We start from the raw sequence: 23,877 nt of genomic DNA, 5'->3' as shown, positions 1-23,877 counted from the left end.
CCGCGCGTCGTATCGAGGATCTCTGGCGTCACAGGACGGCGAGGGTCACCACCACGATGGTGAGGGTCACCAGCAGCAGCGCGGCGTCCGCGACCGTGAACCGCAAGTGCGCGAGCCGGAGTCGACGTCCCGGATCGTCCGAGCCTGTGAGCGAGAAACCGCGGGTCTCGAGGGCCTCGACGGTCGTCCGGGTGCGCTGGGCGGTGTTGAGGATGAGCGGGTAGAACGCCTGGACGGCGATCCTCCCGACCCGGGCCGCCGTCCGCCACCCCAGGAACCCGTGCCCGCAGTGCGGTGCCCCGCGCATCCGATGGCCGTCGACGATGGTCTGGAACTCGTCGATGAGCATCGGCACCATCCGGTAGCCGTAGCTGACGCCGAAGCCGAGCACTGCTGGTGCGCGCAGGGCCTGCAGCCCGTCGGACAGCTTCTCCGGGTCGAGGGACACGAACGCGGCCATGGAGACCAAAGAGATCGCGCCGAGCTTGAGGGAGATCTGGACGAGCCCGTCGACCGCCGCCGGGCTCCCGCCGAGGACGAGCACCAGCACCAGCACGTAGGCGGCCTGGCCGAGCAGGCCCAGGCTGAACAGTCCTAGCAGGAGCGGCCCGATCCGTGCGGCCAGCGCGCAGGCGAGCGACAGCACGAAGAACACGGCCAGTGCGGGGGTCGAGTACGTCAGCCAGGGTGCCAGCGCGCACACGAGGTACCACCCCAGGACGGCGCGGGGGTCGCGGCCGGCGAGGAATCCGCCTCGGGTGGCGTACGCGACGCGCACCAGCTCGAGCTTGACCCACTCGACCGTCACGCGGTCGAACCCGGACCGCGAGGAGTTCTTGCGGCCGGTGGTCCTCGGATCGCGGCGACCGTCCGCACCGGTGGTCCGTGGCGGGGTCGTGACGACGGAGGTCATGCGAGCTCCTCGATGGTTCGGACCTGACGGACCAGCTCGTCGACGGTCAGGGGCAGCTCCGGCAGCGCCAGCGCGGCGCCCACCTGGGCGACCTGTGGCGAGACGAGGCGCGCCCGCTCGAGCACGTCGGGGGACGAGAACAACGTCCTGGGGTCGGTGTCGGCGATGACCTGGCCGTGGTCGAGCACGACGACGCGGCTCGCCCACTCGGCGACGAGGTGCATGTCGTGCGTGGCCACCACCGTGCAGCGGATGTGGTCGCTGAGTGCCTCGAGCATGCCGATGACGTCGTCGCGCGAGCGGAGGTCGAGACTGGACGTCGGCTCGTCCAGCAGCAGGAGCCGAGGACGCATCGCCAGGCCGATGGCGAGCGTGGAACGTCGCTGCTGGCCGCCCGAGAGCAGGCGTCCGTCCCGGTCGGCGAGCCGCGTGAGGTCCACCCGGTCCAGCACCCGCTCGACCAGGGCGTCGGCGTCGGGCAGGCCACGCCCGTGCGGATGCATCGCGACGTCGGCGCGCACCGAGTCCTGCAGGAACATCTCCTCCGGCCGCTGCATCAGGTAGCAGACGGTGTCGGCGAGAGTGGCGGCCGAGACCGACCGTGTGTCGCGGCCGTCGACCTCGACTGCTCCGGCCCGGGGGACCGCCAGGCCCGCCAGGACGGAGAGCAGCGTCGACTTGCCCGCACCGTTCGACCCGACGAGAGCCACGCGGTCGCCGTCGTGGAGGTCGAGGTCGAGGCCCTGGAGCACGGTGTGACGGTCGCCGGAGACCGTGCGGTAGCCGTGCTCGACCCCCACCATCCGAGCCACGAGAGCACCACGCCGACGGGCACGCGGCATCGCACCCGACGGCGCGGGCTCGGCGACCGCCGACGCGTCCGGCGCGGCTCGGACGACCGACCGCAGCAGGTCGACGCACTCGTCGACGGTGATCGGCACGGGGCGCTCCCCGCGGTCGACCTCCGCGACGAGGGCGCGGCCCAGAGCGACCACGGGGGGATCGGGGACGTGCGCGTCGGCGAGGTCCTCGCGGCGCGCGAGAGCCTCGCGGACCGGCAGGTGCCAGCGCACCCGTCCGCCGGACATGAGCACGACGCTGCGCGCGTACCGGGCGATGAGCTCGGCGTGGTGCTCGATGACGACGACCGTGATCCCCTGCTCCTGGTTGAGCCGCGTCAGGTGGTCGTACACGACGGCTGCCCGCCGGGGGTCCACCTCGGCGGCGGGCTCGTCCACCACGAGGACGGACGGGGCGAGGGCCAGCGCCCCGGCCAGCGCCGTGAGGTGCTGCTGCCCGCCGGAGAGCTGCCAGGTGTGGGTCTCCGCGATGTCGCTGAGGCCGAGGTCGGCGAGCGCCCGGTCGGTCCGGTCGGCCCAGTCCTCGTGCCCGAAGTTCAGGGGACCGAAAGACACGTCGCCGCGCACGGTGGGCCGCACCAGCTGGTTGCCGAAGTCCTGGAACACGTAGCCGACGTCGTGCGCGATCTCGCCCACGCTGCGCCGGGCGGTGCTGCGCCCGTGAACCCGGACCCGGCCGGTGATGTCGCCGTTCCAGAAGTGGGGGACCAGGCCGTTGAAGGCCTTGCACAGCGTGGTCTTGCCCGAGCCGTTGCCGCCGACCACGGCGACGAAGTCACCGGGTTCGATCGTCAGGTCGACGTCGTGCAGGGAGTCCTGCGCGGCCCCGGGGTAGCGGAAGGTGAGCCCGCGCACCTCGATCGCCGGGGCGTCGGTCCGTCGGTCGGCCGGTGCGGTGGTCGCCACCGTGGTCGGCGCGGGCATCAGAAGCTCGCCTCGTCGTCCTCGACGGAGGTGCTCGTCGACGTGCTGGTGGCGCGGGCCCGGCGTGCCCGCAGGACGGCGACGACGACGAAGATCCCGAAGCCGACGGCGAGGGCGATCGCGCCGGCGACCCACATCCATGCCTCGCCGAACTGGTCGACGAAGTCCGGTTCGAACGCCCCGAGGGTGGAGAGCCCGTCCTCGCGGCCGACGAACTCCTCCCACGTGGCGAACAGCGCGATCGCGCCGGCGGCAAGGACAGCCAGGACGGCGACCGGCCAGAACTGCATCCCGGCGGGTCCGGTCAGTCGTGGCGGATGCTCGGGGTCGCGGGGGCGCAGCCCCATGACGGGCTCGATCTTCCCGTAGAGACGGGGCGTCAGCCACAGGGCGGGCAGCGCGCCGAACAGGATGCCGGAGAACACGAGCGTCACGACGATGTCGAGACCTTCGGCGAGCAGGAACGCCCCCAGCAGCCCGTCGGCCTCCTCGAGAGTCTCGGGGTCGATGCCGATGACCACCTTGAGGATGTCGACGACGCCGCCGCTCACCTTGTCGACGAGCACCATGACGATCGGCGCGAGCGCGACCTGCACCCGGCTGAGCGGGTTGCGCACGAGGCAGCCGGCGACGTAGATCGCCAGGGCCGTCTGGAGGAAGCCTTCGAGCTCGCTGAGGCCCCCGAAGTCGCCGAGCAGCATGTCGGAGAAGACGAGCTCGCCGAGCGGCGCGCCGAGCGCCACCCACAGCGGTGAGAGGAGGGCCGCGAGCACGACGGCGATGAAGGCGAAGTAGGAGACGCCGAGCTCGAGGGGGCCGACCTGGACCTCGGGGACGACGTTGGCGACGATGTCGCCCACGCCGTACAGCGTCATGGAGAGGACCAGGATCATGAGCTTCTGCGGGCCGGAGAGGTGCTCGGACCGCGGCAGGACGCTGCGGGGCTTGTCGGCCGTGGCGGCGACGTTGCTGGACATGGGTGCCTTCCTCGAAAGTTCGTCTCGGGTCTTCCAGGGCGTCCGGCGGGTGCCGGCGATCAGAGAGCGGCCGGGGGCCGGGTCACGCGTGACCGGAGCAGGACGGTGACAGCGGACATGTCGGGGACGAGATGGTCGGGTCGGAGCGGGTCGTCGGCTTCGAGCGCGTCGAGCACCTCGTCGGCCGTCGAGCCGCCGCGCACCAGCACGACGGTCCCGACGCCGACGGACCGGGCGGCGGCGACGTCACGGTGCGGCTTGTCGCCGACGAACACGGCGCGGGAGGCGTCGGCGTCCAGCGCGGCGAGCGCCGTGCGAACCGTGACCGGGTCGGGCTTTCGCCGTCCGAGCTCGTCGGAGTAGACGTGCGCACCGACGAGCTCGTCGAGCCCCGCCTCGATGAGCTCTGAGCGCACTGCCCGCCCGCACACGGTGTTGGACACGACGGCGACGGGCACGCCCGCGTCGCGGGCGGCGAGCAGCAGGTCCGGGACCCCGGGACGCACCGTGGGGACGGACTTGGTGCTCGCGTATCCGACCATGAGCGCGTGGGCCTCGGCGCGCAGCCAGTGCCGCACGCCCGGTCCGTGGTGGTCGAGCAGCGGCCCGACGAGCTCGACCCAGAACGTCGGGGCGTCGACCTCCGGGACGAAGCCCACGCCGTCGGGCACGCTGCCCTGCTCCTCGGCGTGGTCCTTCCAGGACCGGTGCGCCACGCGAGCACGGTCCAGGACCTCGAGGGCCTCCTCGGTGCCCGTCGGGTAGCCGGCGGAGCTCAGACCGGCCGCTAGGCGCACGGCGAACGTGCGGCGGACGCCGTCGTCGGGCCGGGAGACGGCGATGACTCCGCCGTGATCGAGCAGGAGCGCGCTGACGGGGACCGGAGCGGGGACGAGCGGTGCTGAGGCTGGCGACGCCGAGGGCCGCGCCGAGGGCGTCGACGGCCGGGACTCCACGAGCAGGTCGACGAGTCCCTGGGGGTCCTGCAGCACCAGGTCGGGCTCTTCGGAGACGGGGAACGGCGGCCGGTCGGTGTGGTGGTCGCGGGTGAGGACGACGGCGCCGGCACCGGCGCGACGCCCGGCGACGACATCGCGGTCGAGCGTGTCGCCCACGTACCAGCAGTGCTCGGGCGTGGTGCGCAGCGCCCGGGCAGCGAGCTCGATCATGCCGGGGTGAGGTTTGCGGATCCCGACCTCGTCCGAGTACACCTGCACGGCGAACGCCGCGTCGAGGCCCTGCTCCGCGAGGATCGCGCGGTGCGCCCGGCCCGAGTGGGCGTTGGAGACGATGGCGACGAGGACTCCGAGTCGCCGGGCGGTGGCCAGGAGCTCGCGGACGCCGGGTCGCACGGCATGGTCCGTCAACGTGCGGGTCATCGTCTCCTGGAGCTGGCCGGCCGATCCGGCGAGAACCTCGCGCTCAGCCCTCGGCAGGGGGGATCCGTAGAACTCGCGCCAGATGGTGCGATGGTCCAGCTCGGTGGGCTCCAGCCGACGCGAGGAGGCGTTCTTCCAGTCCTCGAGAGCTTTCCTGCCGCCCTGCAGCACCGGCAGGAGCTCTGCCGCGGAGCGCCGGTGCCCGGCGCGATCGAGCATCGCGGCGACGTGCTCGGCCATGGTCTCGAGCCCGCCGGGACGCTTGCTCGTGGTGAGCACCACGCCACCGAAGTCGAGCAGGAGCGCTGCCGGGCGGGTGCGCAGTGCGGCGAGGGCTTCGGGGCTGGTGCCGGGCAGGGTGTCGGGACTTGCAGCGATCGTCACGGCGGTGACGTTAGGGACGGGCGGCGACCGGACGACGTCGCGCTGGTGGCGTCGTGGTGAACGACGGCGGAACGTCTGGAACGTTCCAGGACGGATCGAGATCTGTCAGCGCGTCGGTTTCGCGCCGTCGTCGCCAGGTCGGCAGGATGACCACGTGTCTTCGTCGCGACCTCGCCCCACCCTGCTCGACGTCGCCGCTGCCGCCGGAGTCTCGAAGTCACTCGTCTCACTGGCCCTGCGGGGTGACCCGGGCGTCTCCGCACGCACGCGAGAACGCATCTTCGTCGTCGCCGACCAGGTCGGCTACCGGCCGTCGCTCACGGCCCGCACCCTCAAGCAGGGGCGGTCCATGCTGCTCGGCGCCGTGATCTCGAGCCTCGACAACCCGTACCACACCGAGATCGTCGCGTCGGTGGAGCGGGCGGCCGAGGACGTGGGCCTCTCGGTGGTCCTGGCTCACGGGTCGAAGGACCGGGGCCGGCTCGCCGACCGCGTCCAGCAGCTCCTCGACCTCGGCGTCGACGGCCTCGCCGTCGTCTCGTCGTGGGTGCCCGAGCAGGTGCTCGCGGCCGCTGCACGACGAGCGCCGGTGGTCATGGTCGGTCGCACCGCAGCCCCCGTGCCCGGCATCGACTCCGTGAACAACGACGACGAGCAGGGTGCGGCCCTCGTGGTCCAGCATCTCGTCACGCGGGGGCACATCCGCATCGCGCACGTGACGTCGTCCGTCCGTCCGGCCGGCCTGGCCAGGTGCCGTGGCTACGAGGCGGCGATGCGGAGGGCCGGGCTCGGCGGCCACGTCCGGGTCGCAAGACCTGACCGGGCCGCGCTCGACGCGCTGCTCGACGAGGGCACCACGGCGATCTTTGCCCGGAACGACGTCGAGGCGGTGGATGTCCTCGACCACGCGCTCGACGCCGGGCTGCGGGTGCCGGCCGACCTCGCCGTCGTCGGCTACGACGACACGATGCTCGCTCGCCGGGCACGGCCTTCGCTGACCAGCGTGCAGCAGCAGCGGGAGGTCATGGGCGCGCAGGCGGTGGCGCTCCTCGGGCAGCGGCTCGCGGGGCGTACCGCCGACGTCCACGAGGTCCTGGAGGCGCGCCTCGTGGTGCGTGCCTCGAGCTGACGGACCAGTCGGGAACGACGAGATCCCCGCTTCCGGGGTGCCTGTGCGGCACCCCGGAAGCGGGGATCAAGGGGTCGGTCAGTCCGTCAGGCGGTGGTGCAGGTCGCCGTCGGGGCCGAGGTGTTGCCGTTGGAGTACAGCGTGATGCCGAAGCTGTCTCCGTTGCCGTTCGGTGTGGCGGTCAGCGTTCCGGTGGAGCCGGAGACGTCGGCGTTCCAGGAGTTCTGGAGCGACTGGCCGGAACCGAGGTTGATCGTCACGGTCCAGTCGTCGGCGTCGGCGACCTCGAAGGTCGTGTTGAACCGGTCGCCCCACTCGTCGGTCTTCGTCACCGAGACCGTGCAGTCGTCGGCCGCCGGGGTGTCGCCGTCGCTGGACGAGCAGCTGGCGGTCGGCGTGGAGGTGTTGCCGTTCGAGTACAGAGTGATCCCGAAGGCGTTGCCGTTGCCGTTGGGCGTGGCGGTCAGCGTTCCGCTGGTGCCGGAGACGTCGGCGTTCCAGGAATTCTGGAGGGACTGGCCGGATCCGGTGTTGATGGTCACGACCCAGTCGTCCGCGCCGGAGACCTCGAAGGTGGTGTTGAACCGGTCGCCCCAGGACTCGCCGGAGGAGACGGTGACCGTGCAGGAGCCGTCGCCCGGGTCACCGGGGTCACCGGGGTCACCGGGGTCGCCCGGGTTGCCGGCGCCGTTGTCGCCCTCGTACGCGTTGCCGTCACCGCTGTTGAGCTGGTCCAGCACGTAGTTGTAGGCCTGCTTCTTGTTGCCGTTGCCGTCGAACAGCAGCGGGGTGCCCTGCGCACGCCACGAGTCGGTGTCCCGCACGCCCCACACGGTGATACCGGCGCAGCGAGTGACCGCCATGCAGGCCTGGGTCACGCCGCGGAACTGCTCCGCCTGCGAGGTGCCGGAACCCTCGATGTCGAGCTCGGTGATCTGCACGTCGACGCCGAGGTCGGCGAAGTTCTGCAGGGTCTCGTGGTAGTTGCTGGGCACCGGGTTGCCCGAGTTGAAGTGGGCCTGGAAGCCGACGCAGTCGATCGGCACGCCACGGGACTTGAAGTCCGCGACCATGTTGTACACGGCCTGGGTCTTGGCGTGGTTCCAGTCGTCGGTGTTGTAGTCGTTGTAGCAGAGCCGCGCGTTGGGGTCCGCCTCGCGGGCCGCGTAGAAGGCCGCCTCGATCCAGTCGTTACCGGTGCGCTGCAGGTTGGAGTCGCGGCGGGCGCCGGACGAGCCGTCCGCGAACGCCTCGTTCACGACGTCCCACGAGTGGATCTTGCCCTCGAAGTGCTCGGCCACCCTGGTGACGTGGTTGAGCATCGCGTTGCGGAGCTGCTGGCCCTCCATGTTCTGCATCCAGCCGGGCTGCTGCGAGTGCCACGCCAGCGTGTGGCCGCGCACCTGCTTGCCGTTGCTGATCGCCCAGTCCACCATCTGGTCGGCGGTGCTGAAGTTGAACTGGTTCTGCTGCGGCTCGAGCGCGTCGAGCTTCATCTCGTTCTCGGCCGAGATCATGTCGAACTCGGTGTTGGCGATGTTCATGTACTGCTGGTCGTTCATCCGGCTGGCCGCGATCGCGACGCCGTAGTAGCGGTTGGACTCGTCGGCGGCCTCGTGCAGCGTGGAGCCGGCGGCCTGTGCGGCGCCGATGCCGATGCCGGTCGACATCACCATGGCGGCGAGGGTGGCGAGTGCCCCTGTCCGCCGTGCGGCCTTGGCTCGCGAGGATGGTGCTCGGGTCATCATTGATCCTGTTCTCCCGGGACGAGCCTCCGTTGGCCCGCCGTGCGAAAAGGTTTTCGATGACAACGTTAGTGGCCATGGTCGATCTTGGCAATCGTTTTCGACGATCGGTCGTCCAGGCGCCCGGCGACAGTTGCCGCAGGAATACCTGCTGATCAGGGGCTCGTGCACCCGCTGAGTCAGTGTCTCAGCTATCTCGACACGGGCGCCGGGCGACCGTGCGGAGCCGCGCGGTCACCGCATTGAATCCTTATAGCGTGATGACTGCTCGGCGGCGCGTCGGGAGACCTCTTGCGCGCCGTCCGCCCCGGGTCTCCTCAGAGCCCGGTGCGCCCGTCGATGCACTCCCGCAGCAGGTCCGCGTGACCCATGTGGCGGGCGTACTCCTCCACCATGTGGATGATGACGTCACGCACCTCGACGGTGCCGCCGTCGAACGGCACCTCGCGGCCGAGCTCCTCGTGGACCATCTGCTCGTCGGCGGCGTCCACGGCGGCGTGCCACGCCTCCCAGGCGTCGTCGGCGCACTCCTCGGTGGGGTAGACCTCGTCGAAGTCGACGTCCACGGCGCGCGGGCGCTCGAACGGCCCGGGCGCCGAGGTGCCCTGGAGCACCCGCGTGAACCAGTGGTGCTCAGCGTTCGCGAGGTGGCGCACGAGGCCCAGCAGGGACAGGTTCGACGGCGGCACGCTCCGCCGGGAGAGCTGCTCGGCGTCCAGACCCTCGCACTTCATGACGAGGGTCATGCGGTACCGGCAGAGGTACTCCCAGAGGGTCTCCTTCTCACCGACCGGGTCGATGCCGGTCGCCCGCGGATCCTGCTCAGGGGGGACCCACATGCCCGTCATGGTTGCGCTCACTCGCACAATCTGGCCGTCGGGGGGTGCCCGGGTCAAGGGCGGGAAGACAACGATCTGGACACCTTCGGAGCGTCATTGGGTAGCCTTCGCCAACATGAGGCGGAGCAGAGCGGACGACGAGGCGCTGCCGCCCGCCGACGGTTCTTCCGTCGCCGCTGGTCAGGTCGGTTTCCCGTTCGGTCCGGTGGCGGCGGGCGGGGCAGGTTCATCGACCCCGCCCTGGGCGAGCTCCGCCGTCCCGACCGACGTCCCGGCGCTCGACGACGTCCTCGACGGCACGACGGACGTCGCCGGGACGTTCCGCGACAAGGACCGCAAGACCCGCAGGAAGAAGCAGTCCCGCCGCACGTCCCGGTCGCGCAAGCCGTCGGGTGCAGACCCGGTCGTCGGCGCCGCACCCGCCGCGACGCATGCCGCCCCGCCGGACGCCCCGGCGTCGGACGCCCGACTGTCGGGCACCCCCGCGCCGGACGCGCCGGACGCGGCTCCGGACCCGGCGCCGTCCCGCCGGTCCCGCTCCTCTCGCCGCCCCGCGACCCGTCGAGGCGGCGAGCCGGCCGGGGGTGCCGCCGTCGTGCAGGACGTCACGACCCGCGCCCGCTCCGCGGCCATCTCGCTGCCGCGCCGGAAGGCCACGGGCTTCTTCGCGCGCAGGCCCACGCTCTTCGTCGCGACGGGCGTGGCGCTCGTGGCGGGGATCGGAGCCGCCGCCGGTGTCGACCTGATCCGTGGCGACGCGCAGGCCAGCTCCGACGTCGCGACCGCCGCCGTCGTGTCCCCGGAGGTGTGCGCGTCCGCCCAGGTCGCGTGGTCGCGTGCCGCGTCCGCGCAGGTCCAGATGGATGCGGAGTCGCCGAAGTCGCTGCGCACGGGGTTCGTCGGCGCGCGGGACAACCTGAGCAAGGTCGACCCTCCCGGCGCGGTCATCACCGACTGGGCCACCGTGCTGACGTACGTGACGGCGGCAGCCGACGCGGCGCAGGCCGCCGAGGACGACGAGGTCGAGGAGGCCGTCGCCGGTGCGCTGCAGCAGCACGACACCGAGGCGATGACCGCCGCGTCCCAGCGCATCACGGAGTACCTGGGCGCTGACTGCGCCGCTTCCGCGGTTCCTGACGCGCCCTGACGGCGCCCTGGCTCGTCCCCACGCGCGCCGACGCCCCGACGCGCACCGACTCGTCCGGACTCGTCCGATCTGCCGCGTGAGACGCCTCACCGGACGCCACCGCGATTTCCCGCGCGGACGACGGATAGGCCACCATGGTGGGATGCTGCCGCTCCGTCCGCGCACCCGCCGCACCGTCGTCGCCCTCGTGGTCGCGATGTCCGCCGGGACGGTCGCGGGCGCCTGCGACTCCTCCGAGGGGTCGCCGCAGGCGGCCTCCGAGCCGGCCCCCGCCATCTCGATCGAGTCCGACCTCTCGATGGGCGGAGGCGACGGCGCGTCCCCCTCCCCGTCGGTCGACGAGGAGTGCGTGGCGCTCCAGGAGGCCTGGGCCGAGACCAACCGCGCTCTGGCCGGGGTCGACGAGGAGCACCCGCGCCTGCTGGTCGCGGGGTTCCGCGAGGCGCACCGCTCCATCAGCTCGGTGGAGGACACGGCGGAGGTGCCCGGCTGGGACGGGATGACCGCCTACCTCGACAAGGCGGTCGGCGCGTTCGAGGACATCGACGCCGACGACGACCAGGCGGTCGCCTCGGCGATGACCCTGGCCGTCTCCGACGTGGACACGGCCCGGGCCACCACCGCGCACGCCTCGGTGACCGAGTACCTCGACGCCGGGTGCCGCGGATGACCTCTGCGCCCGCGCCGTCCGGGGACACCGGGCAGGTGGAGGCGCTGCGGTCGGCGCTGGAGACCTCCGGCTTCACCGTCGACGGCGTCGAGGACCTGCTGGGCGACGTCGCGTCGGCCGCGCTGCACCGAGAGCAGCCGCTGCCCGCCCGCCGCGTCGTGGCCGGGCTCCACGACGCGCGGGCGACGCTCACCTCGCTCTTCCTGCTCGGCGACGACGTCTCGCGGGCCGCGCTGGACGGCGCGCTGCCCGGGGTCGGGGCCGACGGCGCCGCACGGCTCGGGCTGGTCCGAGCGGCCGGCCAGGGCTCGGCCGATCCCGTCCGCGCCGTCGTCGACCTGCGCCCGTACGCCGCCACCGACGCGAGCGGGCCGGTCGCCTGGTGGCTCGCCAGCGATCTCGGCGAGGCGGTGACGGGACGCCGGCTCGCCGGTGACCACGTGCTGGGCGCCGGTGGTGCGGCGCTGACGCTGGCCCAGGTCACGGTGCGCGAGCAGGTCGGGCGGGTGCTGGACCTCGGCACGGGCTGCGGCATCCAGGCGCTGCACGCCGCTCGGCACGCGGACTCGGTCGTCGGCACGGACATCTCGCACCGTGCCCTGGCCTTCGCCCGCTTCAACGCGGCCCTGAACGTGCCCGGCGCCGACCTGACGCTGCGGCGCGGCTCGATGCTGGAGCCGGTCGCCGACGACCGGTTCGACCTGGTCGTCTCCAACCCGCCGTTCGTCATCACGCCGCGCACAGGCGCGCCGGGCGCCACCGTGGCCGAGGCGCTCGGCGACTTCGAGTACCGCGACGGCGGGCGGTCGGGCGACGACCTCGTGCGGGACCTCGTCACCGGTGTCGGGTCCGTCCTCGCCCCGGGCGGTGTGGCCCAGATGCTCGTGAACTGGGAGCACCGCCGCGGCGAGCCCTGGACGGAGCGCGTGGGTGCCTGGCTGGACGACTCCGGGCTGGACGGCTGGGTCATCGAGCGCGAGGTGCTCGACCCGGCGGAGTACGCCGAGACGTGGATCCGCGACGGGGGCACCACGGCCGCCCGGGAGCCGGGAGCCTGGACGGCGGCCTACGGCGCCTGGCTGGACGACTTCGCCTCCCGCGACGTCGAGGCCGTCGGCTTCGGCATCGTCACGCTGCGCCGGCCGGTGGCAGCGGCCGACGGCGGCACGGACGCCGGGCGCGTCACCTTGCGGCGGCTGGAGGAGCACCACGGGTCGCTGCGGCAGCCGCTCGGCGGGCACCTCGCGGCCTCGCTGGCCGCGCACGACTGGCTGGAGCGCCACGACGACCAGGCGCTGGCCGGCCAGCGCCTGGTCGTGGCGGGCGACGTCACCGAGGAGCGGTACCTCTCACCGGGTGCCACCGACCCGAACGTCATCGTGGTGCGGCAGGGCGACGGGCTGGGCCGCGGCGTGCAGGCCTCGACCGGCCTGGCGGCCTTCGTGGGCGTGTGCGACGGCGAGCTGACGGTCGGTCAGACCGTGGGTGCGCTGGCAGCGCTGCTGGACGTGCCGCCGTCGGACCTCGCGGCGGACCTGCTGCCCGCGGTGCGCGGGATGGTCCGCGACGGGTTCCTCGCCCCGGCCTGAGCGGCTGCTCGCCCGGGCTCAGGCCGGCGTGAGGTAGGGGTCGGCCCACGCGCTGATGATGCGGCCCGCGCGCTGCGCCTGACCCGGCTTGGTCAGCAGGTGGTTCGAGCCCTCCAGCGAGACGAAGCTGCGGGGGTGTCGCGCGGCGCGGAAGATCTCGCTCGCGTTGTCGATCCCGACCATGTTGTCGGTGGGGGAGTGCATGACGAGAAGCGGCAGCCCGAGCTGCGGGATGCGGTGCTCGAGGTCGGCCTCGCGGACGTCCTCGACCATGCCGCGCTTGAGATTGAGGCGCTTGCCGCCGACCTGCCAGACGGCGTTGCCGCTCTCGAGGACCTCGTCGACCAGCTCGTCGTAGTGGTGCTCGGCGTGGCTCGGGTCGAACGGCGCGCACGCGGTGACCACCGCCCGTGCGTCGGGGATCTCCGGCGCTGCCGCGATGGCGGCGGCGCCGCCCCAGGAGTGGCCCGCCACGAGGCTCACCGGCGTCCCGCGGGCGGCCATGAGCTCGGCCGCGAGCACCGTGTCCGCGACCTTCACCGTGAACGACCCGTCGCCCCAGTCTCCCTCGGAGTCGCCCAGCCCCAGGTTGTCGTAGCGCAGCATGCCGATGCCCTCGGACGCGAGCTGCTTGCAGATCCGTGCCGCTGCGGGGGAGTCCTTGCCCAGCGTGAAGCCGTGGACGAACAGTCCCCAGCCGCGCATCTCGCCCTCTGGCTCGTCGATGATCCCGGCCAGCCGGGGCCCGGTGCTGGACGCGAACGTCACGCGTTCCGCCATCGTGGTTCCTCTCGTCGGTACTGTGGGGAACAGTGTGCACACTGCCCGTGCCTGGAGCGCACCACGGCCGGTCCGGGGCCGATGTGACCAACGGGTCATCCCACGAATGCTCTGGCGGAGATATCTTCTCGGTATGGAGATCGACCTCCGGCACCTGAGGCTGGTGACCGTCGTCGCCGAGCAGGGCAGCGTCACGAAGGCGTCCGCTGCCCTCGGCATGGCGCAGCCGGCCCTGTCCGCACAGCTCAACCGCATCGACCAGGCCCTCGGCGGGCCCGTGTTCGTGCGCGACCGGCACGGGACGCGCACCACCCCGCTGGGCGAGCTCGTGCTGCGGCACGCGCGCGTCCTGCTGCCGGCCATGGAGGCCTTCCACGACGACGTACGCCGGCACGTGCTCGCCCGGCCCGACGCCGCCACGTCCCTGCGCGTGGGGACGGTCTCGACCGTCCTGGGCGGGATCTTCCTCAACCGCCTGCGCGCCGACCTCGCCGGGGTGAACGTCACGTCCTTCACGTCCTGGTCGGCGGACGCGGCGGCGGTGCGGCTGGCCGACGGCACGCTCGACATCGCGCTGGTCGGTGCGTGCGGCGACGCCGTCCTGCCGACGGAGGGTGGGGTGGAGTGGACGCGGCTGCGCACCGACCCGGTGTTCGTGCTGCTGCCGGAGGACCACCGCCTCGCCGGCGACGACGAGGTGCCGCTGGGCGAGCTCGCGCAGGAGAACTGGCTGTCCGCCCCCGGCGACGGATGCTTCGAGCGGTGCTTCGTCGCCGCCTGCGCGCGCTCGGGGTTCACACCCCGGGAGGTCAGCGAGACCGAGCGCGCCTCCGCGGTCGAGCAGGTCAAGGGCGGGCACGCGATCGCGCTCGTGCAGCCGCTGCTGCTCGACCTGCCGGGTGTCCGGGCGGTCGCCCTCGAGGGCGAGCCGCTGCGCTGGACGCAGTACGTCGCCTGGCGAGGCGACGCCGGGGAACGTTTCGACGTGGACCGTGTCCGGGCGGCCGCCGTCTACGCCCACGCGGAGGCCGTGCGCCGCACTCCGGCGTACGAGCGATACGTGATCGCGCAGGGCTCGGCCCTGTAGCCGTGCCTTTCGCCCGGGGCGGCCGGGGCGCTACGGTTCCTGCGTGTCGCGTCGACGGAGACCCCGCAGCGGCCTGCGTCAGCTCGGTGCGCTCCTGGCCACCTTTGCCGTGGGCCTGGTCCTCGTGCTCGCGACGGCGCTGGTCGCGCCGGGAGCCCTCCGGATCAGCGACGACCTGGGTGGCGGCGCCCCGACGGTCATGGCGGTTGAGGCATCGCTGGAGCGCCCGGAGGCCGGGACCGATGGGGACGACGGCGGTGCACCGGACGGCAGTGGCGGCCCGGCCGGCGGAGCGGGTTCCGCGGTCGGCGAGGTCGCGACCGACGGCGAGGGCTTCGTGGACGAGGACTCGGCGGACGGTGAGGACGCTGACTCGGACTCGGACTCCGACGCTGACGACGCCGAGGACGCGCCGTCGGACGCCGGCGCACCACCTGCTGACGGGGACGGTGCCGACGGGGACGGCGCCGACGGGGAGGACGCTGGCGGGGACGGCGCCGACCAGGGCGCCGACGGTGACGCCGACGGCGGGGCCGAGGTCAAGGCGGCCGGCAAGGCTGCCGGTGCCCGGACGGCCGCGAGCGAGGCCGACGGCGTCCTGGGGCTCGTCAACGCGGAGCGTGCTGCGGCGGGCTGTGGCGCCCTGCGCGCGGACTCTGCCCTGGACGCCCTGGCACTGGCCCACTCGCGGGACATGGCCGCCCGGGGATTCTTCGACCACGTGACACCCGACGGGCGGAGCCCGTGGGACCGTGCCGACGCCGCCGGGGTGGCGGGGCTCGGCGCGGAGAACATCGCTCGCGGGCAGGCGGACGCCCGGGCCGTCGTCGCGGCGTGGATGGCCAGCCCTGGGCACCGCGCCAACATCCTGAACTGCGACCTCACCCGGCACGGCCTGGGGATGGAGCCCGGCGCGGGCGGCCCGTGGTGGACCCAGGTGTTCGGACGCTGAGCGGAGCCCGACGCGCTGTGCCACCCGGTCCCGCAGGATGGTCATCATGAACACTGCCCGATCGATCGTCCTGTTCCTGGGAGCCGCACTGTTCGAGATCGGCGGCGCCTGGCTCGTGTGGCAAGGGTTCCGCGAGCACCGCGGATGGTTGTGGATCGGCGCGGGCGTGATCGCCCTGGGTCTGTACGGGTTCTTCGCGAGCCTCCAGCCCGACGCGCACTTCGGCCGCATCCTGGCCGCGTACGGCGGCGTGTTCGTGGCGGGCTCGCTGGTCTGGGGCATGGTGGTCGACGGCTTCCGGCCCGACCGCTGGGACGTCACGGGGGCACTGATCTGCCTCGTCGGGGTGGCCGTCATCATGTACGCCCCGCGGCCGGCGTAGGGAGGTTCAGCCGTTGGAGCTCTTGGACACCTCGGTGGCTGCCCGGATGCCGACGCGGGCGCCGTAGAGCACGAACCCGAGCATCGCGAGGCCTCCCAGGAGCACCCCGGCCGCCAGCAGGGGAGTGGAGAGCGGGAGGAGCGCGAACACCGCGCTCGCCATCGAGGCGAACCCGGCGAGTCGTGTCGGTCGCTCGGCCCGGACGTGAGCCGCCAGCCAGGCTTCGTCGCTCGCCATCGTGCTCGGGACGCGGATCCCCGCGAGCTGGTTCCGCTTGAGGCGTCCCGACGCGGCGGCATGAGCCGACCAGACGAGGAGCACGCCGGAGGCCAGCATGACGACGAACAGCAGGATCCTCACGCCCAGGTCTCCCATCGTGAACGACCGTACCCGGCGTGGGCCACACCGACGGCGGGGAGAAGCGTGATCGTTCTCCACAGGGTATAGAACGCGTGTTCGAATCCTGCTAGGTTCGACACATGACGACGCAGCCCGCCAGCCCACCGAGCACCACGGCCACCGCCGTGGTGCGGCGGGCGTCCGCACCGGCGGACGTCGAGCTGTCACGGCTCGACGAGCTCCTCGACTCCCTGGCCGAGGTCCAGTCCGCGATCGGCGCCCTGGAGGGCCGCCGGGCGGTCCTGCTCGCCGAGGCAGCCCAGGTCGCCGAGCGCGCGGAGTCCCGTCTCGTGGACGACGGCGGTGCTGCGGCGCGCGCGACGTCCTCGCGTCGTCAGGAGCTCGCCCGCCGGGCGGTGGTCGCCGAGGTCGCGACCGTGCTGCACGTCGGTGAGCACGCTGCGGGCACGCTGTGCGACCACGCCGCTGCTCTGCGCACGAAGGCGCCGCGCACGCTCGCGCTGTTGTCGGCGGGGCGTTGCTCCTGGGCGCACGCCTCCCGCGTCGCCCGGCACGTCGCCGACCTGGACGACGCGGACGCGCGGCGCGTGGAGGAGGCCGTCGCCCCGGCGCTCGTGGCCAGCACACCGGGTCAGGTCGATGCCCGTGCCCGCCGCGCGCGGGAGGACGTCCACCCGGAGCCGGTCGAGGTGCGGCACGCCCGGGCCGCCGAGTCGCGCGGGGTCTACCTCGACGACGGTCGTGACGGGATGGCCTGGCTCTCGGCGCACCTGCCCGCGGTCGTGGCGCACGCCGCGTACGACAGGCTGCACCGTGCCGCGACGAGCCTGCGTGGCGAGGACGGCTCTCGTGGACGAAGCCACGGGATGGCCGACGCGTTCGCTGCGCTGCTGCTCGACGACGGCACGCTCGACCGCACCTGCCTGCCGCTCGCGCCTCCGCCGGCCGAGCGATGGTGGTCGGGATCCTCGCCGTCGCAGTCTCCGCCCCAGCAGGATTCCGTGGAGCGCGCGTCCCCGCGGCCGCGGTCCGAGCCCGGTGCCTCTGGGGAGCCTGTGACGCCCGGGGAGCCTGTGGCGTCTGCTGAGCCTTTGACGCCTGGAGCGGTCGGGGAGCTCGCGGTGTCCGGTGGGCTCGCGGTGTCCGGTGGGCCCGCGGTGTCCACGATTCCGTCGTTGGCCGCTCTTGCGCGGTCGATCCGGCCCCGCGTGACGGTGACCGTGCCGGTGCTGACCCTGCTGGGTGTGGCCGACATCCCGGCGGAGCTCGACGGGCACGGCCCGATCGGAGCCGACATCGCCCGCGAGCTGGCCGAGCTGGCGCCGTCGCTGCGCCGCGTGCTCACCCACCCCGAGACCGGGCTCGCGCTGTCGGTCGGGCGGGAGTCCTACACGGTGCCGTCCGGGCTGAGGGCGGCACTTGCCCGGCGCGACGCGACCTGCCGGTTCCCCGGTTGCGGTGTCGCCGCCGATCGCGCCGACCTCGATCACACCACCGACTGGGCCGACGGCGGAACCACCAGTGCGGACAATCTTGCTCACCTGTGCCGCAAGCATCATGTGCTCAAGCACCAGACGGGCTGGTCCGTACGCCGCGCCAGAGCTGTCCACGCCGACGGATCGGCCAGTGATCCACCCGGACTGGGCGGGACGCTGGAGTGGACGTCGCCGACGGGCAGACGGCACGTGACCCGGCCGGACGGGCGACCACCTGCCAGCATCCATCGCGTGCTGCCCGGGCCAGCGATCCCGCGGGAGCAGGAGCGTCCGATCCCGCCGGAGCCGGGACCTATGCTCCCGCCGGACCTTGGCGAGCCCCCGTTCTGAGCCCCGCGGTCCCGAGAGCAACGACCCAGATGCACGAAGGTCCTGAGCGGCGGCTCTGCGCACCGTCGTCCCACGCGATGCCGACCCTGCCCGCGTTCAGCGGGACAGTGCCGCCAGCAGGCGGAATGCCGCCAGGGCCGCGCTCCGGCCGTGGTTGGTCAGGACGACGACGGCGTCGCCGGTGGCGGGCTGCAGGCACAGCGCGGAGCGGAACCCGCCGGTGCCGCCGCTGTGCCAGATCACCTGGTCGCGCCCGCGGCGTCGCTCGGCCTCCGTCGCGCTGCGCTGCCAGGCGAGCCCGATGCGGGGACCGTGCTCGGCCACGGCGAACCGCAGCGCCTCGCCGAGCTCGCCGGGTGGTGGGTCGAGGTGCCACCGTGCCCAGGTGAGGAGGTCGTCGGCCGTCGAGTGCAGCGCCCCGGCGCCGGGCAGCGCATCGAGGTTCCAGGCCGCGGCGGGCGTGCGCCGTCGGTGATGCCCGACGGCGGTACGAGCGGCTTGCTCGGCCGTCGCCGCGTCACTGGTGCCGGTGTCGGTGAGGCCGAGCGGGCCGGTGACGTCGCGGGCGACGAGCTCGGCATAGGTCAGCCCGGCGTGCCGCGCCAGGGCGATGCCGAGCAGACCGAAGCCGCTGTTCGAGTAGGCCTGCCGCCCGGTGCCGGGAGTGCGGCGGAGCCGGCCGGAGCGGATCGCGGCGAGGAGCGCCTCTTCCGAGTGGTTCCGGTAAGGATCCAGGCCGCGGTAGGCGTCGAGGGTGCCGCGCAGCATCGAGATGTGGACGCGCGGCAGGCCCGAGGTGTGGGTGGCGAGGTGCCGCAGGGTGACCGGTGTGCCGCCGCGCCCCAAGGGCGCGACCTCCGGGACGAGATCACCGACGGGCGTCTCCAGGTCCAGGCCCCCGGCGGTCACGGCACGGGCCAGCGCCAGAGCGGTGAAGGTCTTGGTGATCGAGCCGATCTCGAACCTCGTCCGCGCGTCCGGGGTGCCGCCGTCGGGCAGCGAGGTGCGGCCGGTGCCGCGTACCGTCGTCGTGCCGTCGGCCGCGAGGTGTCCGACGACGACGCCGACGCGCCGCCGGCCGAGGCGGTTCGCGGTGAGGTCGAGGATCTCGTCGGCGCCGGGCACGGCTCCACGATAGGGCCCGGGGACCGCGCACGGCTCGCCCGCGGACCGCACGGCTCGTCCACCGGTCCGCCACACGGAGCGGATACTGTGACCTGCGTGAACGGTGACACTCGTGAGCTCCCGGCAGCGGAGCCCCCAGCGGGCGCCGCACCGGTCGCGCCTGCCCCCGCGCGGGTGCGGCCCGCTCCCGCGGGCGGAGGCCGCACCCCGGTCGCGTCCGTGACGGCTCCCGCGCCGCGTGGCCGGCCAGGGACGCAGGCGGCGGCCGTGGCGGTCGGCCTGCTCGCCGCGGTCGCCTTCTGGCTCACCTACCGGGTGTTCGTCACGACGGTTCCTGGGCAACGGCTCGACGAGCTCGCCTTCTTCGGCGCGGCCTACGGTCAGGGCCGGCTCTGGCAGGTGGCCGAGCCGGTGCTCGACGTGGTCTCCGTCGCGTTCGTCGTGGGCGGCATCGGCGCGGCCATGGTCGTGGCACTGGTCCGACGGCGGTGGGTGCTCGCCCTGCAGGTGGCCGTGCTGGTCGGTGGGGCGAACCTCACGACGCAGGTGCTCAAGCACCAGCTGCTCACCCGCCCGGACCTCCTGCCCGGCTGGAACGGGGAGAACACGCTGCCCAGCGGGCACACGACGGTCGCGGCGAGCGTGTCCGTGGCGATACTCCTCGCCACGCCCCGGGCGTGGCGCCCGGTCGTCACGGTGCTCGGGGCGGCGTACACGGGGGCCACGGGGGTGTCGACGCTCGTCGGGCAGTGGCACCGGCCGTCCGACGTCGTCGCCGCGCTGTTCGTCGTGCTGGCGTGGGGAGCGCTGGTCTGCGCCGTGACGCCCGCCGGCTCGCTCGACGTCGCGCCACGCCGCCGTCGCCTCCCGGCCGGGCTGCCGCGGCCGAACGCCTTCGCGTCGCCGGGGTCGTCCGTCCTCGTCGGGCTGCTGCTCCTGGGTGCGGCGATCACCGGCGGGATCGCGCTGGCCGCGGGCGTGCGGCTCGTCGGGGCGGGCACCGTGCCGATCGCCGAGGACGTCACGGCCTATGCGGCCGGGGTGCTGGGGGTGCTGGCCGCCACGGCGGCCACCTTCGCGCTCCTGCTGCTGGTGCGCCAGGCGACGGCCCGCCCCGCCGACGTAGCAGCGGGTCCGGCGAGGTAGCAGCGGGCCCGGCGAGGTAGCAGCGGGCCCGGCCGTGCGCGGTCACAGTCGCGTAACGACGCTGCCTTCCTCTTGTCACCATACGGCGCGGTCGGCTTATGCTGTGACCGTTCACAGCATCGAGCGTCCCCACGGCGCGCAGGAGGATCCCCAGCGACATGGCAGTCACCGGCACCTGGCCCACGGGTCGCACCCTCGGCTACGGGGGTGACTACAACCCGGAGCAGTGGCCCCGCGAGACGTGGGACGAGGACGTGCGCCTGATGCGCGAGGCGGGCGTCAACTACGTCAGCGTCGGGATCTTCTCCTGGGTGCTGCTCGAGCCGCGCGAGGGCGAGTACGACTTCGCCTGGATGGACGAGCTTCTCGACCTGCTGCACGCGAACGGCATCATGGTCGACCTCGCCACCCCCACCGCCGCCCCGCCGGCCTGGTTCTACGCGACCTACCCCGACGCACGGGTGGTCACCCACGACGGCCTCGCCCTCGGGCCAGGCTCCCGCGGGGCGGCCTCGCCGTCGCACCCCGCGTACCAGACCGCCGCACGCAACATCGCGAGCCGGATCGCCGAGCGCTATGCCGACCACCCCGCCGTCGTCATGTGGCACGTCCACAACGAGTACGGCGCACCGGTCGGCGAGGACTTCTCCGACGCCGCGGTCGCCGCCTGGCGCGAGTGGCTCCGCGGCCGGTACGGCACGCTCGACGCGCTCAACGAGGCGTGGGGCACCCGGTTCTGGGGCCAGGTCTACGGCGAGTGGGAGCACGTCACCGCGCCGGGCCCGACGCCGTCGACCGTCAACCAGGCGCAGAAGCTCGACTACGCGCGGTTCACCGACCACCAGCTCCGCGCGCTGTTCACGGCGGAGCGCGACGCGATCCGCGAGCACTCCGACAAGCCGGTGACCACCAACTTCATGGCCGCCGAGTGCCCCACCACCGACCTGTGGGCCTGGGCGCGCGAGGTCGACGTCGTCTCCAACGACCACTACCTCACCGCTGCCGACCCGCGCGGCCACGTGGGCCTCGCCCTCGCCGCGGACCTCACGCGTTCGGTCGCCGGTGGCAAGCCGTGGATCCTCATGGAGCACTCCAGCTCCGCGGTGAACTGGCAGCCCCGCAACATCGCCAAGCGGCCGGGCGAGATGGCTCGCAACTCCCTCGCCCACGTGGCGCGGGGTGCCGACGTCGTCGGCTTCTTCCAGTGGCGCGCCTCCCGGTACGGTGCCGAGAAGTTCCACTCGGCGATGCTGCCGCACGCCGGCACCGGCTCGCGCGTGTGGCGCGAGGTGGTCGAGCTCGGGCGTCAGGTGGGGGCGCTGGCCGAGCTGCAGGGGTCCACGGTCTCGGCGGACGTCGCGCTGCTGTGGGACACGGAGTCGTTCTGGGCGCAGGACCAGGAGTGGCGCCCCTCGGTCGACGTGCGGCACAAGGAACGGGTGCGCGCGTACTACGAGCGCCTGTGGCGCGACGGCCTCACGGTCGACCTCGCGCACCCCGGCCAGGACCTGTCGGGCTACCGGATGGTCGTGGCCCCGGCGTCGTACCTGCTCACGGCGGAGGACGCCGCGAACCTGACGCGCTACGTGGCCGACGGCGGCACGCTGGTCGTGTCCTTCTTCTCCGGCATCGTGGACGCGCACGACGCCGTCCACCCCGGTGGGTACGCCGCGCCCCTGCGCGAGGTTCTCGGCCTGGGCGTCGACGAGTTCCTGCCGCTGCGCGAGGGCGAGGAGGTGACGCTCGCGTGGTCGCCGGGCGACGCCGCCGAGGCGCGCACCCTCGCTGCTGACGTGTGGGCCGAGGACCTGGCGCTCGACACGGCCGAGATCGTGGCGCGGCACCTCGACGGACCGGCGGCGGGCACCGCGGCGATCACCCGCAACGCGCACGGTGCCGGCCATGCCTGGTACGTCTCGACGCGCCTCGGGATCGAGGACCTCGCCCCGGTGCTGCGCGCGGCCTACGCCGACGCCGGCATCACGCCTCCGGAGGTGGCCGAGGACGTCGAGGTCGTCGTCCGTCGGGGCGCCGAGGCGGACTACGTCGTGGCGATCAACCACACCGACGCCCCGGCCACTCTGCCGGGCGTCGCGGGCACCGAGCTGCTGGCCGGCGTGCCGGCCGGTCCAGAGCTCAAGATCCCCGCCGGCGGCGTCGCCGTCGTCCGGACCGCTCCTCGTGACGGAGGAGGTCCGGACCGCTGAACCCCCGCCGGGACCGGCTCGAGCCGGTCCCGGCCACCACCTCGAGAACCTGGGCGCCGCTCAGGTCGCAACGTCGCGATCCTCCTCCTGCGGAAGGCATCGCGGCCCCGTCCGGAAGGAAGAGCCATGCGCAAGACCACCTTGTCGGTCGCCGCGGTCGCGGCCGTCACCCTGCTCGCCACCGCGTGCAGCGGCGGCACCGAGCCCGCCGAGACCGAGACGTCCGAGCCCGCGGCCACCGAGGCCGCCCCGGAGGCGACCGGGAACCTCGTCATCTGGGTCGACGAGAACCGGCAGCCCGCCGTCGAGGCGGCGGCCGAGAGCTTCACCGCCGAGACCGGCGTCGAGATCGAGACGGTGGTGAAGAACTTCGAGGACATCCGGGCGGACTTCCTCGCCCAGGTCCCCACCGGTGAGGGCCCCGACCTCACCATCGGCGCGCACGACTGGCTGGGCTCGTTCATCGTCAACGGCGTCGTGGACACCGTCGACCTCGGCGGTCGCGAGGGTGAGTTCGAGGACGTCGCGGTCGAGGCCATGACCTATGACGGCCAGCTCTACGGCCTGCCCTACGCCCTGGAGTCGGTGGGACTCGTCCGCAACACCGAGCTCGCGCCGGACCCGGTGCCGGAGACCTTCGACGAGATGATCGCGCAGGGCCGGGACGCCGGGACCGACCTGCCGTTCGTCATCAACACCGGCGGGGCCGACGGTGACGGCTACGCCTACTACGCCTTCCAGACGTCGTTCGGCGCACCCGTCTTCACCCAGGAGGACGACGGCTCGTACACGACCGAGATCGGCATGGGTGGCGACGAGGGGTACGCCTTCGCCGAGTGGCTGGGCGAGAACGGGCAGGCCGGCGAAGGGGTGTTCAGCACCGACTGGACGCCCGACATCGCCGAGCAGGAGTTCGCCGACGGCAACGCCCCCTACACGGTCGCCGGGCCGTGGTCCATCGCTATGTTCACCGACGCGGGCATCGACGTCGCCGTGGAGCCGATCCCCTCCGCGGGCGGCGAGACGGCCGCTCCGTTCGTGGGCGTGCAGGGCTTCTACCTCTCGGCCCGGAGCGAGAACAAGCTGGTCGCCACGCAGTTCCTGACGAACTACATGGCCACGCCCGAGGCGATGCAGGCCCTGTACGACGCCGACCCGCGCCTGCCCGCGTTCGCCGAGACGGCCGAGGCCGTCGCCGAGGACCCGGTGGTCGCCGGATTCCTGGCCGCGGCGCAGAACGGCGCCCCCATGCCGTCGATCCCCGAGATGGGCGATGTGTGGGAGCACTGGAACGCTGCCGAGGCGGCGATCATCGCGGGTGACGCGGAGCCGCAGGAGGCGTGGGACAAGATGCTCGCCGACCTCGACGCGACGCTCACCAACTGACCCCCGGCCGTACAGGATGTCGAGCCCCGGCCCAACCGGCATCACCGGCCCGGCCAACACTAAGCCCCAA

General features: G+C 73.1%; 20 protein-coding genes. 11 read left to right on the top strand and 9 right to left on the bottom strand.

All coding sequences use genetic code 11. The annotated features are described in order from the left end of the window. Positions 1 to 28: 28 nt before the first annotated feature. The 4 genes from ACH5HR_RS04990 to ACH5HR_RS04975 are packed head-to-tail and all read right to left on the bottom strand — an operon-like array spanning position 29 to position 5,437. Positions 29 to 913, bottom strand: coding sequence for an energy-coupling factor transporter transmembrane component T family protein (locus ACH5HR_RS04990; RefSeq protein WP_416476578.1), 885 nt, complete (start codon positions 911 to 913; stop codon positions 29 to 31). Beyond that, positions 910 to 2,697: an ABC transporter ATP-binding protein gene (locus tag ACH5HR_RS04985; RefSeq protein ID WP_416476577.1), complete on the bottom strand. Its 1,788-nt coding sequence runs from the start codon at positions 2,695 to 2,697 to the stop codon at positions 910 to 912. The genes ACH5HR_RS04990 and ACH5HR_RS04985 overlap by 4 nt, the downstream gene beginning before the upstream one ends. Next, positions 2,697 to 3,674: a DUF8171 family membrane protein gene (locus tag ACH5HR_RS04980; RefSeq protein ID WP_416476576.1), complete on the bottom strand. Its 978-nt coding sequence runs from the start codon at positions 3,672 to 3,674 to the stop codon at positions 2,697 to 2,699. Before ACH5HR_RS04980 ends, ACH5HR_RS04985 begins: the two co-directional genes overlap by 1 nt. Positions 3,675 to 3,733: 59 nt before the next feature. Next, positions 3,734 to 5,437: an HAD family hydrolase gene (locus tag ACH5HR_RS04975; protein ID WP_416476575.1), complete on the bottom strand. Its 1,704-nt coding sequence runs from the start codon at positions 5,435 to 5,437 to the stop codon at positions 3,734 to 3,736. Positions 5,438 to 5,591: 154 nt separating this feature from the next. Between ACH5HR_RS04975 and ACH5HR_RS04970 the strand changes: the two genes are divergently transcribed. Then, on the top strand, positions 5,592 to 6,566 hold the full coding sequence (locus ACH5HR_RS04970; RefSeq protein WP_416476574.1) for a LacI family DNA-binding transcriptional regulator: 975 nt from the start codon (positions 5,592 to 5,594) through the stop codon (positions 6,564 to 6,566). A gap of 86 nt (positions 6,567 to 6,652) precedes the next feature. Here the strand turns inward: ACH5HR_RS04970 and ACH5HR_RS04965 are convergent, their stop codons facing one another. Continuing rightward, positions 6,653 to 8,242: a glycoside hydrolase family 10 protein gene (locus tag ACH5HR_RS04965; RefSeq protein ID WP_416476573.1), complete on the bottom strand. Its 1,590-nt coding sequence runs from the start codon at positions 8,240 to 8,242 to the stop codon at positions 6,653 to 6,655. Between the two features lie 386 nt (positions 8,243 to 8,628). Continuing rightward, positions 8,629 to 9,159, bottom strand: coding sequence for a DinB family protein (locus ACH5HR_RS04960; RefSeq protein WP_416476904.1), 531 nt, complete (start codon positions 9,157 to 9,159; stop codon positions 8,629 to 8,631). A 106-nt stretch (positions 9,160 to 9,265) separates the two neighbouring features. Between ACH5HR_RS04960 and ACH5HR_RS04955 the strand changes: the two genes are divergently transcribed. The 3 genes from ACH5HR_RS04955 (at position 9,266) to ACH5HR_RS04945 (ending at position 12,556) form a co-directional block, all read left to right on the top strand. Continuing rightward, positions 9,266 to 10,297, top strand: a complete 1,032-nt coding sequence (locus ACH5HR_RS04955; protein ID WP_416476572.1) for a hypothetical protein — start codon at positions 9,266 to 9,268, stop codon at positions 10,295 to 10,297. Positions 10,298 to 10,439: 142 nt separating this feature from the next. Beyond that, positions 10,440 to 10,967, top strand: a complete 528-nt coding sequence (locus tag ACH5HR_RS04950; RefSeq protein WP_416476571.1) for a hypothetical protein — start codon at positions 10,440 to 10,442, stop codon at positions 10,965 to 10,967. Beyond that, positions 10,964 to 12,556, top strand: a complete 1,593-nt coding sequence (locus ACH5HR_RS04945) for a DUF7059 domain-containing protein (protein ID WP_402373772.1) — start codon at positions 10,964 to 10,966, stop codon at positions 12,554 to 12,556. The genes ACH5HR_RS04950 and ACH5HR_RS04945 overlap by 4 nt, the downstream gene beginning before the upstream one ends. An 18-nt stretch (positions 12,557 to 12,574) precedes the next feature. On the opposite strand, the gene ACH5HR_RS04940 is transcribed toward ACH5HR_RS04945, so the two are convergent. Further along, complete coding sequence (locus tag ACH5HR_RS04940; RefSeq protein WP_416476570.1) at positions 12,575 to 13,336, bottom strand: alpha/beta hydrolase family protein; 762 nt, start codon at positions 13,334 to 13,336, stop codon at positions 12,575 to 12,577. 133 nt (positions 13,337 to 13,469) lie between these two features. Between ACH5HR_RS04940 and ACH5HR_RS04935 the strand changes: the two genes are divergently transcribed. From ACH5HR_RS04935 to ACH5HR_RS04925, 3 genes are read left to right on the top strand one after another with little or no spacing between them, the layout of a single operon-like run. Further along, complete coding sequence (locus ACH5HR_RS04935; protein ID WP_416476569.1) at positions 13,470 to 14,423, top strand: LysR family transcriptional regulator; 954 nt, start codon at positions 13,470 to 13,472, stop codon at positions 14,421 to 14,423. Between the two features lie 43 nt (positions 14,424 to 14,466). Next, positions 14,467 to 15,375: a CAP domain-containing protein gene (locus tag ACH5HR_RS04930; RefSeq protein WP_416476568.1), complete on the top strand. Its 909-nt coding sequence runs from the start codon at positions 14,467 to 14,469 to the stop codon at positions 15,373 to 15,375. A gap of 46 nt (positions 15,376 to 15,421) precedes the next feature. Beyond that, a complete protein-coding gene (locus tag ACH5HR_RS04925) occupies positions 15,422 to 15,757 on the top strand; it encodes a YnfA family protein (RefSeq protein WP_416476567.1) in 336 nt (111 codons plus the stop codon). A 6-nt stretch (positions 15,758 to 15,763) separates the two neighbouring features. On the opposite strand, the gene ACH5HR_RS04920 is transcribed toward ACH5HR_RS04925, so the two are convergent. Further along, positions 15,764 to 16,132 carry an SdpI family protein gene (locus ACH5HR_RS04920; RefSeq protein ID WP_416476566.1) on the bottom strand — a complete coding sequence of 123 codons (369 nt, stop codon included), beginning with the start codon at positions 16,130 to 16,132 and terminating at the stop codon, positions 15,764 to 15,766. 104 nt (positions 16,133 to 16,236) lie between these two features. Between ACH5HR_RS04920 and ACH5HR_RS04915 the strand changes: the two genes are divergently transcribed. Continuing rightward, positions 16,237 to 17,943 (top strand): HNH endonuclease signature motif containing protein, encoded by a 1,707-nt coding sequence (locus ACH5HR_RS04915; protein WP_402373786.1) that lies wholly within the window; start codon positions 16,237 to 16,239, stop codon positions 17,941 to 17,943. A gap of 96 nt (positions 17,944 to 18,039) precedes the next feature. On the opposite strand, the gene ACH5HR_RS04910 is transcribed toward ACH5HR_RS04915, so the two are convergent. Then, a complete protein-coding gene (locus tag ACH5HR_RS04910; protein WP_416476565.1) occupies positions 18,040 to 19,068 on the bottom strand; it encodes a serine hydrolase domain-containing protein in 1,029 nt (342 codons plus the stop codon). Positions 19,069 to 19,164: 96 nt separating this feature from the next. Here ACH5HR_RS04910 and ACH5HR_RS04905 point away from each other — a divergent pair, with 96 nt between their 5' ends. From ACH5HR_RS04905 to ACH5HR_RS04895, 3 genes are all read left to right on the top strand, one after another. Continuing rightward, a complete protein-coding gene (locus ACH5HR_RS04905; protein WP_416476564.1) occupies positions 19,165 to 20,214 on the top strand; it encodes a phosphatase PAP2 family protein in 1,050 nt (349 codons plus the stop codon). Between the two features lie 158 nt (positions 20,215 to 20,372). Next, a complete protein-coding gene (locus ACH5HR_RS04900; RefSeq protein ID WP_416476563.1) occupies positions 20,373 to 22,421 on the top strand; it encodes a beta-galactosidase in 2,049 nt (682 codons plus the stop codon). Between the two features lie 126 nt (positions 22,422 to 22,547). Next, complete coding sequence (locus ACH5HR_RS04895) at positions 22,548 to 23,807, top strand: sugar ABC transporter substrate-binding protein (RefSeq protein WP_402373795.1); 1,260 nt, start codon at positions 22,548 to 22,550, stop codon at positions 23,805 to 23,807. The last annotated feature ends 70 nt before the right edge of the window (positions 23,808 to 23,877 follow it).

Source organism: Isoptericola maris (assembly GCF_048065335.1).
Lineage (GTDB): Bacteria > Actinomycetota > Actinomycetes > Actinomycetales > Cellulomonadaceae > Isoptericola > Isoptericola rhizosphaerae.
Note: the sequence above shows the minus strand (reverse complement) of the source record. Positions and strands in the feature narration are given on the sequence as shown.

Coding starts and splice junctions, on each gene's coding strand:
- ACH5HR_RS04990 (WP_416476578.1), bottom strand. CDS start 913: ATGACCTCCGTCGTCACGACCCCGCCACGGACCACCGGTGCGGACGGT.
- ACH5HR_RS04985 (WP_416476577.1), bottom strand. CDS start 2,697: ATGCCCGCGCCGACCACGGTGGCGACCACCGCACCGGCCGACCGACGG.
- ACH5HR_RS04980 (WP_416476576.1), bottom strand. CDS start 3,674: ATGTCCAGCAACGTCGCCGCCACGGCCGACAAGCCCCGCAGCGTCCTG.
- ACH5HR_RS04965 (WP_416476573.1), bottom strand. CDS start 8,242: ATGGTGATGTCGACCGGCATCGGCATCGGCGCCGCACAGGCCGCCGGC.
- ACH5HR_RS04960 (WP_416476904.1), bottom strand. CDS start 9,159: ATGACGGGCATGTGGGTCCCCCCTGAGCAGGATCCGCGGGCGACCGGC.
- ACH5HR_RS04955 (WP_416476572.1), top strand. CDS start 9,266: ATGAGGCGGAGCAGAGCGGACGACGAGGCGCTGCCGCCCGCCGACGGT.
- ACH5HR_RS04950 (WP_416476571.1), top strand. CDS start 10,440: ATGCTGCCGCTCCGTCCGCGCACCCGCCGCACCGTCGTCGCCCTCGTG.
- ACH5HR_RS04945 (WP_402373772.1), top strand. CDS start 10,964: ATGACCTCTGCGCCCGCGCCGTCCGGGGACACCGGGCAGGTGGAGGCG.
- ACH5HR_RS04940 (WP_416476570.1), bottom strand. CDS start 13,336: ATGGCGGAACGCGTGACGTTCGCGTCCAGCACCGGGCCCCGGCTGGCC.
- ACH5HR_RS04935 (WP_416476569.1), top strand. CDS start 13,470: ATGGAGATCGACCTCCGGCACCTGAGGCTGGTGACCGTCGTCGCCGAG.
- ACH5HR_RS04925 (WP_416476567.1), top strand. CDS start 15,422: ATGAACACTGCCCGATCGATCGTCCTGTTCCTGGGAGCCGCACTGTTC.
- ACH5HR_RS04920 (WP_416476566.1), bottom strand. CDS start 16,132: ATGGGAGACCTGGGCGTGAGGATCCTGCTGTTCGTCGTCATGCTGGCC.
- ACH5HR_RS04915 (WP_402373786.1), top strand. CDS start 16,237: ATGACGACGCAGCCCGCCAGCCCACCGAGCACCACGGCCACCGCCGTG.
- ACH5HR_RS04900 (WP_416476563.1), top strand. CDS start 20,373: ATGGCAGTCACCGGCACCTGGCCCACGGGTCGCACCCTCGGCTACGGG.
- ACH5HR_RS04895 (WP_402373795.1), top strand. CDS start 22,548: ATGCGCAAGACCACCTTGTCGGTCGCCGCGGTCGCGGCCGTCACCCTG.